The sequence below is a fragment of the Pseudonocardia aurantiaca genome, assembly GCF_039526725.1.
GTDB classification, from domain to species: domain Bacteria; phylum Actinomycetota; class Actinomycetes; order Mycobacteriales; family Pseudonocardiaceae; genus Pseudonocardia; species Pseudonocardia aurantiaca.
The window spans coordinates 226,056-240,278 of sequence record NZ_BAAAJG010000016.1 but is presented as its reverse complement, the minus strand read 5'-3'; the positions used below and the strand labels follow the sequence as shown (position 1 = coordinate 240,278).

Genomic DNA, 14,223 nt, shown 5'->3' with positions numbered 1-14,223 from the left:
TGAGCAGCGTAGGAGCGCGTCGGCTCGGCGACCGGGACGGCCCGTCCGCTGCGCTGCGCCCGTCCGGGCTGTTCCGGTCGGCCCCCAGAGCTGTTTGAATCGGACGGCCGTTCGGTCAGCAGGCCGGTGCGGGTTGATGTGCACGGCTCCGCCCCCGGGCGGGGCGCCCGCCGTCTGCGGCGGGCCGGAGCAAGGAGGACGACGGTGTCGGAGCAGCAGAGGACCGGAGTACCGGACAACGCGACCACCGCGGACGAACCGACGGCAGGGCAGGCAGAGGTACATGAGGCAGCGCAGCAGGACGCGGCGCCGCAGGACGTAGCGCCGGGGCAGGAGGCGGTGCACCACACGCACGCCCCGCGGCAGCACCCCAGGCCGGGCCTCGGATCGGGGGCCGGCGCGGAGCCCGGCTCGGACGTCGAGGCGGACGCCACGGCCCCGGCGTTCGCCCCGGACTCGCCCGTGCACCCGGTCGAGGCGAGGCCCGTGCCGGCACCCCCGCCCGCGCCCGCGCAACCGTCGACGCCAGCCGTAGCGACACCACCGGTGCCGACGCCGCCTCCCTCGCCGATCCCGCCCGTGCCGACGCCGCCTCCCTCGCCGATCCCGCCTGTGCCGACGCCGCCTCCCTCGCCGACGCCGCCTCCCTCGCCGACGCCGCCTCCCTCGCCGACGCCGCCCGTGCCGACGCCGCCTGTGCCGACGCCCCCGCCGTCACCGACACCGCCCGTGCCGACACCCCCTCCCGCGCCGACGCCACCGGTGCCCGGGCCGCCGCCCGCCGCACCCGCTCCCGCCTCGGAGACGGCACCCGCCCCGGCTCCGGCGCCGCACGCGCACATGGAGCCGGTGCTCGGTCACCCCTCGCCGGTCCCCGCCGCGAGCGCGGACCCGGGCCGCTGGGGCCGCGTGGACGCCGAGGGCACGATCTACGTCCGCACGGCCGAGGGCGAGCGGATCGTCGGGTCGTGGCAGGCCGGTGCGCCGGAGGAGGGCCTCGCCCACTTCGCAAGGCGGTTCGACGACATGCTCACCGAGGTCGAGCTGATCGCCAACCGGCTCGCGGCGGGCGGGGGCGACCCCAAGCACGCCCTGAGCAGCGCGAAGACCCTCCGCGACGGGCTCGACGAGGCCACCGTCGTCGGTGACCTGGCCGGCCTGCGCGCCCGGCTCGACGACCTGCTGACCCAGGCCGACGCGGCCGTCGGGGCCGCCCGCGCGGCCCGCGACGCGCAGCGCGCCGCCTCCGTCGCCCGCAAGGAGGCCCTCGCCGCCGAGGCGGAGGCCCTCGCCACCGAGGCGACCCAGTGGAAGCAGGCGGGCGACCGGTTCAAGACGATCCTCGACGAGTGGCGCACGATCCGCGGGATCGACCGCAAGACCGACGAGCAGCTGTGGAAGCGGTTCGCCAAGGCCCGTGAGGCGTTCAACCGCAGGCGGGGCTCGCACTTCGCCGACCTCGACCGGCAGCGCGCCTCGGCGAAGACCCGCAAGGAGGAGCTGATCCTCGAGGCGGAGAAGCTCAGCGATTCCGACGACTGGGGGCCGACGGCGGTCCGGTTCCGCGAGCTGATGGCGGAGTGGAAGGCCGCGGGGCGCGCGCAGAAGGACACCGACGACGCGCTCTGGCAGCGCTTCCGCACCGCCCAGGACGCGTTCTTCGCCCGCCGGTCCGGCTCGTTCGCGGAGCGCGACGCGGAGTTCGCCGCCAACGCCGAGGCGAAGAAGGCGCTGCTCACCGAGGCCGAGAAGATCGAGACCTCGGATCCGAACGCCGCCAGGGCGGCCCTGCGCAGCATCCAGGAGCGCTGGGAGGCGATCGGCAAGGTCCCGCGCGACGACATCCGGCCGCTGGAGGCGCGGCTGCGGGCCGTCGAGGAGAAGGTGCGCGACGCCGCCGACCGGCAGTGGCGCCGCACGGATCCCGAGGCCGAGGCGCGGGTGGCGCAGTTCCGCGAGCGCGTGGCGCAGTTCGAGGCACAGGCGGAGAAGGCGCGCGCGGCGGGCGACACCCGGCGGGCGGAGCAGGCCGAGAGCCAGGCCGACCAGTGGCGGGAGTGGCTCGCGACCGCGGAGCAGGCGGTGCAGCAGCGCTGACCGGCCTCTTGATCGTCAGAAATGGTGTCAGGACGACAGATCTGTCGCCCTGACACCATTTCCTGCGATCAAGGCCGGGCGCGCGCGCGTATATGTGTGCAGAGCTGCTCTGCACACATATACGCGGCCAAGGGGGCGCGGGGGGTCAGCGGCGGCCGGCTATGCGCACCCAGCTGGTCGCGAGTGTGATCACGGCCAGCACGGCGAGGATCATGCCCGGGCCGGGAGCTGTCAGGCCGTACGGCACCCCGACCTGCCGCGACCAGATCGCCCACAGCCCCGTCACCACGGAGATCCCGCAGCCGACCGCGGCGAGCCACGCGAGCCCCCACCACCGGGTGGCGAGTGCGAACGCGGAGACCACCAGCCCGAAGCCCAGCGAGGTGAACGCGAAGAGCGGCGGGAGCAGCCCGAGCGGCGCGAGCCGCGCGAGCACCTGCCAGCCGGCCGTGGGGCCGGTCCACGGCAGGATCACGCTCACGATCAGCACGAGCATCGCGATCGCGACGACCATCGCCGTCGGCCCGGGGTCGATCCGGCGTTCGCTGCGGCGCGCCGGCCTCGTCAGCTCCTCGTCGAGGGCTGCGAACTCGTCGGGCACCTTCGACTCGTCCACCGTTCTCCTGTCCATCAGACGCTCGCCCCGCAGCCGTGCTCGGCTGCGACGGGCGCTTTCGGGACCCCGAAGGCCGGGAGGCCGAGCCCGGTGGGGGCTCCACCAGGACGGGTACCCGTTTCGTGGACGTCCCCCGCGCGGGTGCGCCGGTGGGTGCGCACCGGTCCGTCGGACACCAGGTGGTGCGGCGCGCCGTAGCCGATCTCGACCTCGACGACGTCACCCGGCCGCACCGCGAGCTCGCCCGGCGCGAAGTGCACGAGCCGCCCGTCGCGGGCCCGGCCGCTCATCCGGCGGGTCGCACCGTCCTTGCGCCCCTCCCCGGTGGACACGAGGACCTCGACGACCGAACCCTCCAGCGCGCGGTTCTGCTCCCAGGAGATCTCCTCCTGCAGCGCGACGAGCCGCTCGTACCGCTCCTGGACGACGGACTTCGGCAGCTGGTCGGGCAGCTCGGCGGCCGGGGTGCCGGGGCGCCGCGAGTACTGGAACGTGAACGCCTGCGCGAACCGGGCCTGCGCGACGACGTCGAGGGTGGCCTGGAAGTCGGCCTCGGTCTCGCCCGGGAAGCCGACGATAATGTCGGTGGAGATCGCGGCGTGCGGCAGCGAGGCGCGCACCTCGTCGAGGATCGCGAGGTACCGGGACGAGCGGTAGGAGCGGCGCATCCGGCGGAGCACGTCGTCGGAGCCGGACTGCAGCGGCATGTGCAGCTGGGGGCACACGTTCGGCGTCTCGGCCATCGCGGCGATCACGTCGGCGGTGAAGTCGCGCGGGTGCGGCGAGGTGAACCGGACGCGCTCCAGGCCCTCGACGTCGCCGCAGGCCCGCAGCAGCTTCGCGAAGGCGCCGCGGTCGCCGAACTCGGCGCCGTAGGAGTTGACGTTCTGCCCGAGCAGCGTCACCTCCAGCACGCCGTCGGCGGCAAGCGCCTGCACCTCGGCGAGCACCTCGCCGGGGCGGCGGTCCTTCTCCTTGCCGCGCAGCGACGGGACGATGCAGAAGGTGCACGTGTTGTTGCAGCCCACGGAGACCGACACCCAGCCCGCGTAGGCCGACTCGCGACGCGCGGGGAGCGTGGACGGGAAGACCTCGAGCGACTCGGCGATCTCCACCTGGGCTGCGGCGTTGTGCCGGGCGCGCTCCAGCAGCACGGGCAGTGCGTGCACGTTGTGCGTGCCGAACACGACGTCCACCCACGGCGCCCGGCGCACGATCGTCTCGCGGTCCTTCTGGGCGAGGCAGCCGCCGACGGCGATCTGCATGCCGGGGCGGGCGTCCTTGACCGGGCGCAGGTGCCCGAGGTTGCCGTAGAGCCGGTTGTCGGCGTTCTCCCGCACGGCGCACGTGTTGAACACGACGACATCGGCGTCGTCCGACTCCGACCGGGTATACCCGGCGGCCTCCAGCAACCCGGCCATCCGCTCGGAGTCGTGCACGTTCATCTGGCACCCGTAGGTGCGGATGGTGTAGCTGCGAGGCACGGTCCGAGGGTAGGCCGTCGGCGCCCCGTCGACCCCACCGGCCGGGCAGGGCAGGATGCCCGCATGCGCGGCGGGGGCCACCGAGTGGATCGACGTACGGTCCTGCGAGCCGCCGGTGCGCTCGGGCTACTCGCCGCCGTCCCGGCGTGCTCCTCACCGTTCACCGGCACGCGGCTCACACTCGCGACGGGCGGCACCCAAGGCGTCTACTTCCAGCTCGGCAACGCGCTGGCCGACGTCTGGCAGTCGCGGCTCGACCTCGATACCCGGCCGGAAGTGCTCTCCACTGCAGGCTCGGTCGACAACCTGCAGCTGCTCACGTCCGGCGCGGCAAATGTGGCGATCAGCCAGGTCGACGCCGCCGCCGACAAGCTCGAAAGCGTGCCCGCGGACGACCAGCGGCAGCTGCGCGCACTCGCCCGCATCTACGACGACGTCGTGCACGTGGTGGTCCCGGCCTCCTCGCCCGCCAGGTCGCTCGGCGGGCTGCGCGGGGCCCGGGTGTCGGTCGGGGCGCCCGAATCCGGGGTCGCCGTGATCGCCCGGCGGCTGCTCGCCGTGGCCGGGCTCTCCCCCGACACCGACTTTCAGACCGTCCAGTTGGGGATCAACGACTCCGTGGCCGCGATGGAGCGCAACGAGATCGACGCGTTCTTCTGGGTCGGCGGCCTGCCCACCGAAGGCGTGAGCCGGCTGGCCGAGCTCCGGCCGATCCGGCTGCTCGACCTGGAGGACCTGATCAGCCCGGTTCGCGCGGAGTACCCGGTGTACGCCCCGGGCACCGTGACCGCGGGCAGCTACGGGATCCCCGAGGCCATCGTCACGCTGCTCGTGCGCAACTTCCTGCTCGTGCGGGCGGACATGCCCGACGACCTGGCCTACGCCCTCGTCGAGTCGCTGTTCGACGCGCAGGAGAAGCTGACAGCGGTGATCCCGGCCGCGCTCACGATCGACCCGCGCTCGGCGATCGGCACCCAGCCGGTGCCGCTGCACCCGGGTGCGGAGCGGTTCTTCCAGGCCGTGAAGCCGATCTAGAGACCGACCCCGGCAGGGCGTCGCGCAGCACGGCGAGCTCGTCGGCCAGCCGGCTCATCGAGTTGCGGAAGAGCTCCTCCCCGTAGCCGGTCAGCGGGGCGAGGTGGCCGAGCAGTTCGAGCATCACGAGTCCGTGCATCCGGGCGCGCAGCTCGTAGAACAAGGCGAGGGCGCCTATGGGCAGGGGCGTGTCGTCCAGGCCGGCCTCGGCCAGGCGCTCCGCGCCGGGGTGCAGCGGCAGCGCGGCGATCTGCTCCGGGCTCCAGCCTTCGAAGACGACCTCGAGGAACGGCGCTGCCAGGCCGAACGCCGCGTCCCCGATGGGTCCGTCGGGGAGCTCGTAGCCCGGCACGGGCGTGCCGTAGACCAGCAGGAACGTCGGACGGTTCGCGAGCGCCCACGTCCGGTAGGCGTTCGTCGCTGCGAAGAGACGCTGCGCGTGCGCGAGGCATCGACGGCCTCCCGCACCGCTGTCGCGAGGGCGTTGTGCCGTCGACGACCAGCGCGGTCCTGCGCGCACAGCCACTGCTCGCGCCGGACGCGCTCACGCTCGCGGCGCTCGCCGTCGTCCTGGCCGGTTGCGGCGCGACGCTGGCCGCGGTGCTGCGGGCGGCCGCCCGCCGTCGTCCCCCCGCCCGGAGCGGCACCCACCCCGACACCCCCGTCAGCGTCTGAACCCGGAGGGCACCGATGGACCCGCAGCTCCTCTTCTCGCTCACGTTCCCGTTGGCGGCGCCGTTCTGGGCGCTGATGATCCTGGCGCCGGGATGGTCGTTCACACAGAAGGTCATGGCCTCGCCGCTGGTGGCCGTGCCGCCGATGCTCGTCTACGCCGCACTGGTGCTCCCGCAGATCGGTTCGTTCCTCGCCGGGGTCAGCTCACCCGACCTGCCGGGCGTCATGACGCTGCTCGGCACCCCGGTCGGCGCCGCGGCGGGATGGGCGCACTTCATCGCGTTCGACCTGTTCATCGGCCGTTGGATGTACCTGGACGCGCGGGAGCGCGGCGTGCACCCGCTCGTGATGGCGCCGGTGCTGGTGCTCACGATCCTGCTCGCGCCGCTGGGGCTGCTCGGGTACCTGGTGTTGCGAGCGGTGCTGCCCGCCAGGCGCCCGGCGGCCCAGCCGGCCTGAGCGCGGCGCGCAATTCATCTCGTCGGGAGATGAACGACATTCTCCGATCGCCATGTGGGTTCTCGGCGGCATGCCCCGAACGGCCGGGCGAAATGTCCGCTACCGCGGTGGCCCAGCCGGCCCTCTTCAGGCTCGCCACCCGCCGGATGCTGCCGACCGGACTGGTCATCTTCCCGATGGGTCTGGGCTGAGCGCGACGATCCTGCCGCCGTGTCAGCGAACCGCCTCGGCGGCGTCCTCGGCCGGTTCCTCCGGGTCGAGCCGCGGGAGCCGCGCCACCACCCGCAACCCGCCGCCCGCGGGAAGCTCGAGCTCCAGCTCGCCGCCCGCCACCTCCAGGGTGCGGGCGGCGATCGCGAGACCGAGGCCCGACCCCTCGACGTTGCTCTGGGCTGGGCTGCGCCAGAACCGCCCGGTGGCCCGCTCGAGCTCCTCCGGCGACATCCCGGGGCCGGTGTCGCGCACCGCCAGCTCGACGTGCGTGGGGGTGATCCCGGTGCGGACGGTGATGCTGCCGCCCGGCGGGGAGAACTTGATCGCGTTGTCCAGCACGGCGTCGAGTACGGTCTCGATCGCACCGGCCGGCGCCAGCACCCGCAGCCCGCGCACGCCGCCGTGGACCAGGTTCAGGTCCATGTGCTCGGCGAGCGGGCGCCACGCGTCGAGGCGGTCGGTGACCGCTGGATCGACGTCCCCCACCACAGGCGGCGCCGTCCGCTCCGCGCGAGCCAGTGCCAGCAGGCCGTCGAGCAGCGTCGAGAGCCGTTCGGCCTCCTCCAGCGCCGCGGCGTGGTCCTCCGCGGCAGCCTCGTCGACGTGCCCGTCCAGGTTGGACAGCCGCAGCCGCAACGCGGTGAGCGGGTTGCGCAGCTGGTGGCTCGCGTCGGCCACGAACGCGCGCTGCGCCCCGTAGGCCTGCGTCACCGTCGCGGCCATCCGGTCGAACGACACCGAGAGCCTGCGCAGCTCGGGCGGCCCGGAGCCGTCAGCGACCGGCTCCGGCTCGGCACCGGCAAGCACGGCGGCCGCGACGCGCCCCGTGCCCTCGTCGAGCCTGCGCACCGGCCGCAGGATCCACCGGACGATCGGCAGCGCGACCAGCACCCCGAGCACGAGCGCGAGCAGGACGGCCGCCGCGACGATCGACCACACCCCCAGCTCTGCCGCCCGTAGCGCGTCGGTGGGCGACACGGTGATCGTGACACCGCGGATCTCGGTGTCCACCAGCACCGGTTCCGCGAGCACGAGCGGCCGGTCGTCCCAGGGCAGGAAAAGCGGGTACCCCTCGGAAGGCCGGTTGGCCAGCGCCCGCTGCACGCGCTCCAACGCGGCCGCGTCCAGCTCCGGAGGCGGGTTGCGGGAGGAGGCGACCTGCTGCCCGTCGCGGTCGAGCACCAGCACCGCCACGCGGTACACCGAGTCGTAGCGGGCGAGCTCGGCCTGCAGCCCCGTGGTGTCGGCGTCGGTGATCGGCCGTTCGGCGAGGGATGCGTAGAAGATGGTGTCGGTGAGCTGCTCGGTGAAGAACCGCAGTTGCCGCGACGAGGCGTCGGCCAGCGCCAGCGGCACGCCGAGCCCCGCCGCGAGCAGACCTACCAGGAACAGCACGATCACCAGGAGCCTGGCGCGCATCAGTGCCCCGTCCAGGAAGGTCGGTGCGGAAATCGTTGGATGCAGGTGTTCGTCGGCAAGGCGCCGCGCGGTCCTCGTACCGGACGTACTCGGGCCGTGCGGCAACGCGGCCGACGGGCGCCTGGGCCGCCGAGTTCTGTGCCGGACCTTTCTGGACGGGGCACTAATCACTCCCCGCCGGAGGCGCCGGCGTCGGGCACCCCCATCCGGTAGCCGACGCCGCGGACGGTCTGCACCAGCTCGGGCCGTCCGAGCTTCGTGCGCAGCGTCGCGACGTGGACGTCGAGTGTGCGGTTGGCGCCCGGCCAGGTCCGCCCCCACACCTCCGCGACGATCTGGTTGCGCGTGCAGACCGCACCGCCCGCCCGCGCCAGCATCGCGAGCACCTGGAACTCCTTGCGCGTGAGAGCGACCTGCCGCCCGGCCACCGCGACGCTGTGTCGATGCAGGTCGGCCACCACGTCGCCGACGGATATGACGTCCTCCGGCCCCGCCGTGGTGGTGGCCCGGTGCCGCCGGTGCACCGCGTGCACCCTGGCCAGCAACTCACCGATGACGTAGGGCTTCACCAGGTAGTCGTCGGCGCCGGAGTGCAGGCCGAGGATCCGGTCGTCGACCTCACCGCGGGCCGACACCACGATCACCGGCACGTCGCTCACCTGCCGGATTGCCCGGCAGACGTCGACGCCGTCGATGTCGGGGAGGCCGAGGTCGAGCAGCACGACGTCGACCCCGCCCAGGTTGTCGACGACGCCCCGGCCCTCCGACAGCCGGGTGGTGGTGATGCCGTGCCGGTGCAGGGCGGGGCGCAGCGCTGCCGCGATGCGATCGTCGTCCTCGACCAGCAGGATGTGCACGATTCCCCAGCCTCTCCCCCGGATTGCGTTATCGGAGCGAAACCCTATGGGTTGCTCAAGGTGCTGGACTGGGGTGTCCGGATCGCCCTAGCGTCTCGCCATGCTCGGAGGCTCACGATGACCACGACCCCCATGATCCGGATGACGTCCGTCGACAAGCACTTCGGCGACCTGCACGTCCTCCGAGACATCAACCTCGAGGTCGACAGCGGGCAGGTCGTCGTCGTACTCGGCCCTTCCGGCTCGGGCAAGTCCACCCTGTGCCGCACGATCAACCGCCTCGAACCCATCGACAGCGGTGTGATCGAGGTCGACGGAAAGAAGCTCCCCGAAGAGGGCAAGGCGCTCGCCGGGCTGCGCGCCGACGTCGGCATGGTGTTCCAGAGCTTCAACCTGTTCGCGCACAAGACGATCCTCGAGAACGTCACCCTCGCGCCCATCAAGGTCCGCAAGATGGGCAAGGCCGAAGCCGAGAAGCACGGGCTCGCGCTCCTGGAACGGGTGGGAATCGCGAACCAGAAGGACAAGTACCCCGCCCAGCTCTCCGGCGGGCAGCAGCAGCGCGCCGCCATCGCCCGCGCTCTCGCGATGAAGCCCAAGGTCATGCTCTTCGACGAGCCCACCTCCGCCCTCGACCCCGAGATGGTGCAGGAGGTGCTCGACGTGATGACCACGCTGGCCGGCGAGGGCATGACGATGCTCGTGGTGACCCACGAGATGGGCTTCGCCCGGCGCGCCGCCAACCGGGTGGTGTTCATGTCCGACGGCGAGATCGTCGAGGACGCCGCGCCCGACACATTTTTCTCCAAGCCGACATCCGACCGCGCCAAGGACTTTCTCGGCAAGATCCTGACGCACTGACGGCCGTTCCCCTACGGAAGGACCAGCACCACCATGCGCCTGTCCCACATCGCCAGGATCGCCGCAGTCGCGGCGGCCATGGTGCTCACCGCCACCGCGTGCGGCGAGCAAGCCAACCTGGGGTCCTCGGCGGCCCCGGCTCCGTCGGTCGCCCAGGGCGTCTCGTTCCCCGCCGGCACCACCATGGCCCGACTCAACGAGGCAGGCACCCTGCGGGTCGGCACGAAGTTCGACCAGCCGCTGTTCGGCCTCCGCGGGCTCGACGGCAACCCCGTCGGCTTCGACGTCGAGATCGCCAAGATCATCGCCGGCAAGCTGGGCATCCCGGCCGACGGCGTCACCTACACAGAGACGCCCACCCGCATCCGCGAGGACACCATCGCGAACAACCAGGTGGACGTGGTCGTGGCCACCTACACGATCAACGCCGCCCGGAAGGAGCGCGTCTCCTTCGCAGGGCCGTACTACGTGGCGGGCCAGGACCTGATGGTGGCGTCGGGCAACACGACGATCACCGGGCCGGACTCGCTGCGTGCGGCAAACGCCCGCGTGTGCTCGGTGAGCGGCTCCACGCCCGCGAAGAACATCGAGAAGTACGTCGACCCCGCCAACATCGTGCTGTTCGACGTGTACTCGAAGTGCGCCGATGCGCTGCGCAACGGGCAGGTCGAGGCGGTCACCACCGACAACGTGATCCTGCTCGGCCTGGTGGACTCGAGCCAGGGCGCGTTCAAGCTCGTCGGGCAGCAGTTCACCGAGGAGCCCTACGGCGTCGGCATCGCCAAGGGCGACGTGGCCTTCTGCCAGTTCATCAACCAGACGCTCCAGGAGGCGGCCGCCGACGGCAGCTACCAGGCGGCCTGGGCGGCCACTGCCGGCAAGGTCCAGCCCGAGGCTCCGACCCTGCCGCCGGCCGACGCCTGCAGCTGACCCACCGCGACGGGCCGACCGGGCGGGCTTTAGCACCCCGTCCGGTCGGCCCGTGGCGTTCTGACGACCAGCAGGAGATATGAGTTGGATGCCCTGATAGCGGAGTTCCCGCTGTTCGCCGCAGGCTTCGTCGGAACGCTGCGGCTCTGCCTGTTCGCCGCCGTGGGTTCGCTGGTTCTCGGCACGATCCTCGCCGCGTTCCGGGTCTCGCCGCTACCGCCGCTGCGATTCGTGGGCCTGGCGTGGGTCACCGTGTTCCGCAACTCGCCGCTCGTCGTCGTGCTGTTCCTGTGCGCGTTCGCACTCCCGCTGGTGGGTGTGCGGTTCCCCACGTTCGCGGGCAACGCGTTCTTCTGGCCGGGCGTTGCGGGTCTCACCGCCTACACCGCGGCGTTCGTCTGCGAAGCCGTTCGCGCGGGCATCAACTCGGTGCCTCCCGGCCAGGCCGAGGCCGCACGCGCAGTCGGCCTGACGTTCCAGCAGACGCTGGGCACCATCGTTCTGCCGCAGGCTCTTCGCTCCGTTGTGCCGCCGCTCGGCAGCGTGATCATCGCGATGATCAAGAACTCGGCGATCGTCGGAGCGTTCGGCGTGGCAGGCGACCTGTTCTCCGTGGACTCCGCGCTCCAGGCGACCAGCAGGTACTCGGCACTCTCCATCCTCACCGGCGTGGCGATCTGCTACCTGGTGATCACCATCCCGGCCGGTATCGCGCTCGGGATGCTCGAACGCAAGATCGAGGTGAAGCGGTGACTTCCGTCCTCTACGACGCGCCCGGCCCCCGCACCCGGCGCAACACCGCGGTCGGCACGGCGGTCGCGCTGGTGGTCCTGCTCGGCCTCGTCGTGCTCGCGGTCATCCAGCTCGCTGCCAACGACCAGTTGGACCCCGAGAAGTGGGGACCGCTGTTCAACCCGGCGAACCGGTACTTCGTCGCGACCTGGGGGGCGCTGGCCGACGGCCTCGTCAACACCGTCCTCGGCGCTGTCCTGACGCTCGTCTTCGCCCTGACCATCGGCACTCTGCTGGCGATGGCGCGGATCAGCAGCACTCGCGCGTACCGCTGGCTGGTGGTCGGTGTGATCGAGCTGTTGCGCGGGCTGCCCGTCGTCATCACGATCTACTTCGCCGCGCGCGTGCTGCCGGAGGTCGGGATCGCGCTCCCGCCGCTGTGGTACCTGGTCATCGGCCTCACCGCCTACAACTGCGTGATCATCGCCGAGATCATCCGGGCAGGCGTCGCGGCGCTTCCCCGCGGCCAGTCGGAGGCCGCCTACGCCGTCGGCCTCACCCGATCCCAGGTGCTGCGGCTGATCCTGCTCCCGCAGGCGTTCCGGATCATGCTCCCGGCCCTGATCAGCCAGCTCGTGGTGATCGTCAAGGACACCTCGCTCGGCTTCGTGATCTTCGGCTTCTCCGAGTTCGTGCGCGCCGCGAACACCGTGATCCAGTTCTTCATCGGGCAGTTGGGCATCAACCTCACGCTGCAGATGTACATCGCGGTCGCCCTCGTGTTCATCCTCGTCAACTACGGACTGGGCAAACTCGCCGAATACACGGAGCGGCGCCTGGGCCGGGCCCGGCGCTCCGCGGCTCCCCCCGAGCTGGCCACTGCAGGCGCAGGGGCCGGTGGAGCCGCGGGCGGGGCGTGAGTCCGCATCACGAGTCAAAGCTGACCAGTAGGACTCATCTACAGGTTCTCCACCACCACCGGCTCGATCCCCTCCTCCGCCGGCAGCTCGAACCCGAGCACCTGCCCGTAGAAGCTCAGCTCGGCGTCCAGCGCGCGGCGGATGTTCTCCGAGCGCCGGAAGCCGTGCTGCTCACCCTCGAACAGCAGGTACGCCACCGGCACGCGGCGGGAGCGGAGGGCGTCGACGATCTTCTCGCTCTGGCTCGGCGGGACGATCGCGTCCTCCGCGCCCTGCAGCACGATCAGCGGGCTGCTGAGCAGGTCGACGTGGTGGATCGGCGAGCGGTCCACGTACACCTCGCGAGCCTCGGGGTACGGCCCGACGAGCCGGTCGAGGTAGCGGCTCTCGAACTTGTGGGTGTCGGCGGCGAGGGCCTCGAGGTCGGCCACGCCGTAGAGGTCGGCGCCCGCCGCGAACGGGGTGTCCTCCCGGGCCAGCGCCGCCAGCGTGGTGTATCCGCCCGCGGAGCCGCCGCGGATGCACATCCGGGCGCCGTCCACGCGACCGGCGGCGGCGAGGTACGCGGCGGCGGCGAGGCAGTCGGCCACGTCGATCACGCCCCACTCCCCCAGCAGCTCCTCGCGGTAGGCGCGCCCGTAGCCCGTGGAGCCGCCGTAGTCGACGTCCACGACGGCGAACCCGCGGCTCGTCCAGTACTGGACGTCGAGGCTCAGCACGGTGGAGGCCGCTGAGGTCGGGCCGCCGTGGATCTCGACGAGCATCGGCGGCAGCTCACCCTGCGGTCCGCGCCGCTCCGGGTGGGTCGGTGGGTAGAACAGCGCGTGCGCCTGCCTGCGCGCGCCTGACGCGTCCACGGAGGGGAACGTGATCGGCTCGGGCACCGACAGGAACGCCGGGTCGATGCCGAGGTCGCGCGGGGCACGCAACGTCTCGTACTCCGAGGTGACGACGTCGACCGTGTAGACACCCGGCTCGGACGTGGGGCTCCCGGCCACCACGGCGACGGTGCCCGGTCCGGCGGCACGCACCGTGCGGATCGCCGAGAACGGCAGGTCGAGCTCGGTCAACGAGCCGTCGAGCCCGCGCACGACCAGCGCGTCGTACCCCGCGCGGGAGCGGGCGAACACCACCTGTCCCTCGCCGAGCACCGCGTAGCGGGAGGTGCCGAACACCCACGACGGCACGCCGATCTCGGCATTGATGCGGACGACGGATTCGATGTCGGCGCCGGGAGTGAAGCGGTAGACGTTCCACCAGTCAGTGCGGTCGCTGAGGAAGAGCAGCGAACCGTCTGCCTCCCAGCGCGGCTCCAGCACCGACTCCCCCGGCCCGCCCGCCACCACGGTCTCCTCGCCGGTGGTGAGGTCGCGGACCACCAGCTGCGTCGCGTCCCACGGCATCGACGGGTGGTTCCACTGCAGCCACGCGAGCGTGCCGCCGTCCGGGCTCAGCCGGGGTGCCGCGACGAAGTCCGGGCCGCTGACGAGCACCTCGGGCTCGGAGGGTGCGTGCGCGGCGAGCCGGACGATCTCGTTCTGCACATCCGTGCTGGCCGAGCCGGTGTGCCGCTCCCGGACGCAGACGATCGTCGCGCCGTCCGGGGCGACGTCGCCGTCGGCGTAGCGGTCCGCGCGCGGCGTCGCGGGCTCCGGTGTGATCGGCTCGGGCTCGCCCCCGGGCGCGAGACGGTAGAGGCGCTGGTCGGCCCAGTCGGCGAACCAGGTGACGCCGTCGCGCACCCACCACCCCGCGCCGCCGTACTCGTGGACGGCGGTGCGGCAGTTCCGGTCCTCGGGGAGCAGCTCGACGGTCGTGCCGTCGGGCGCGCGGCGCACGAGCTGCGTGCGCCCGCCCTCCGCGGGCCGCCCCTCGCTCCACACGACGTCGGCACCGTCGACGCACAGCTCGGCGAGCCGCACCGC

At 72.4% G+C, this 14,223-nt stretch carries 14 protein-coding genes; 8 read left to right on the top strand and 6 right to left on the bottom strand.

The window, feature by feature from the left end; all coding sequences use genetic code 11:
- Nucleotides 1-840: 840 nt before the first annotated feature.
- On the top strand, nucleotides 841-2,097 hold the full coding sequence (locus ABD143_RS25675) for a DUF349 domain-containing protein (RefSeq protein ID WP_343983985.1): 1,257 nt from the start codon (nucleotides 841-843) through the stop codon (nucleotides 2,095-2,097).
- A 145-nt stretch (nucleotides 2,098-2,242) separates the two neighbouring features.
- Here the strand turns inward: ABD143_RS25675 and ABD143_RS25670 are convergent, their stop codons facing one another.
- On the bottom strand, nucleotides 2,243-2,713 hold the full coding sequence (locus tag ABD143_RS25670; protein WP_343983508.1) for an Rv2732c family membrane protein: 471 nt from the start codon (nucleotides 2,711-2,713) through the stop codon (nucleotides 2,243-2,245).
- 14 nt (nucleotides 2,714-2,727) lie between these two features.
- Entirely contained in the window at nucleotides 2,728-4,197 is a 1,470-nt protein-coding gene (gene miaB, locus ABD143_RS25665; protein ID WP_343983505.1) for a tRNA (N6-isopentenyl adenosine(37)-C2)-methylthiotransferase MiaB, read from the bottom strand.
- Nucleotides 4,198-4,281: 84 nt separating this feature from the next.
- On the opposite strand from miaB, the gene ABD143_RS25660 reads away from it, so the two are divergent.
- The gene (locus ABD143_RS25660; RefSeq protein ID WP_343983502.1) at nucleotides 4,282-5,232 is read left to right on the top strand and encodes a TAXI family TRAP transporter solute-binding subunit; all 951 of its coding nucleotides are present in this window, start codon (nucleotides 4,282-4,284) and stop codon (nucleotides 5,230-5,232) included.
- On the opposite strand, the gene ABD143_RS25655 is transcribed toward ABD143_RS25660, so the two are convergent.
- Nucleotides 5,141-5,752 carry a TetR-like C-terminal domain-containing protein gene (locus ABD143_RS25655; protein WP_343983498.1) on the bottom strand — a complete coding sequence of 204 codons (612 nt, stop codon included), beginning with the start codon at nucleotides 5,750-5,752 and terminating at the stop codon, nucleotides 5,141-5,143. The two genes, ABD143_RS25660 and ABD143_RS25655, sit on opposite strands and share 92 nt — an antisense overlap.
- Between ABD143_RS25655 and ABD143_RS25650 the strand changes: the two genes are divergently transcribed.
- The gene (locus ABD143_RS25650; protein WP_343983495.1) at nucleotides 5,719-5,907 is read left to right on the top strand and encodes a hypothetical protein; all 189 of its coding nucleotides are present in this window, start codon (nucleotides 5,719-5,721) and stop codon (nucleotides 5,905-5,907) included. The genes ABD143_RS25655 and ABD143_RS25650 overlap by 34 nt on opposite strands.
- Nucleotides 5,908-5,922: 15 nt before the next feature.
- Nucleotides 5,923-6,366, top strand: a complete 444-nt coding sequence (locus ABD143_RS25645; RefSeq protein ID WP_343983492.1) for an ABA4-like family protein — start codon at nucleotides 5,923-5,925, stop codon at nucleotides 6,364-6,366.
- 213 nt (nucleotides 6,367-6,579) lie between these two features.
- Here the strand turns inward: ABD143_RS25645 and ABD143_RS25640 are convergent, their stop codons facing one another.
- Nucleotides 6,580-7,998, bottom strand: a complete 1,419-nt coding sequence (locus ABD143_RS25640; RefSeq protein WP_343983490.1) for a sensor histidine kinase — start codon at nucleotides 7,996-7,998, stop codon at nucleotides 6,580-6,582.
- 167 nt (nucleotides 7,999-8,165) lie between these two features.
- The gene (locus ABD143_RS25635) at nucleotides 8,166-8,855 is read right to left on the bottom strand and encodes a response regulator transcription factor (protein ID WP_343983487.1); all 690 of its coding nucleotides are present in this window, start codon (nucleotides 8,853-8,855) and stop codon (nucleotides 8,166-8,168) included.
- Nucleotides 8,856-8,987: 132 nt separating this feature from the next.
- On the opposite strand from ABD143_RS25635, the gene ABD143_RS25630 reads away from it, so the two are divergent.
- From ABD143_RS25630 to ABD143_RS25615, 4 genes are all read left to right on the top strand, one after another.
- A complete protein-coding gene (locus ABD143_RS25630; protein ID WP_343983983.1) occupies nucleotides 8,988-9,716 on the top strand; it encodes an amino acid ABC transporter ATP-binding protein in 729 nt (242 codons plus the stop codon).
- Between the two features lie 33 nt (nucleotides 9,717-9,749).
- Nucleotides 9,750-10,646, top strand: coding sequence for a glutamate ABC transporter substrate-binding protein (locus tag ABD143_RS25625; RefSeq protein ID WP_343983483.1), 897 nt, complete (start codon nucleotides 9,750-9,752; stop codon nucleotides 10,644-10,646).
- An 84-nt stretch (nucleotides 10,647-10,730) separates the two neighbouring features.
- The gene (locus ABD143_RS25620; RefSeq protein WP_343983480.1) at nucleotides 10,731-11,399 is read left to right on the top strand and encodes an amino acid ABC transporter permease; all 669 of its coding nucleotides are present in this window, start codon (nucleotides 10,731-10,733) and stop codon (nucleotides 11,397-11,399) included.
- A complete protein-coding gene (locus ABD143_RS25615; protein ID WP_343983477.1) occupies nucleotides 11,396-12,298 on the top strand; it encodes an amino acid ABC transporter permease in 903 nt (300 codons plus the stop codon). The genes ABD143_RS25620 and ABD143_RS25615 overlap by 4 nt, the downstream gene beginning before the upstream one ends.
- A gap of 38 nt (nucleotides 12,299-12,336) precedes the next feature.
- Here the strand turns inward: ABD143_RS25615 and ABD143_RS25610 are convergent, their stop codons facing one another.
- Nucleotides 12,337-14,220 (bottom strand): S9 family peptidase, encoded by a 1,884-nt coding sequence (locus ABD143_RS25610; protein ID WP_343983473.1) that lies wholly within the window; start codon nucleotides 14,218-14,220, stop codon nucleotides 12,337-12,339.
- Between the last annotated feature and the right edge of the window lie 3 nt (nucleotides 14,221-14,223).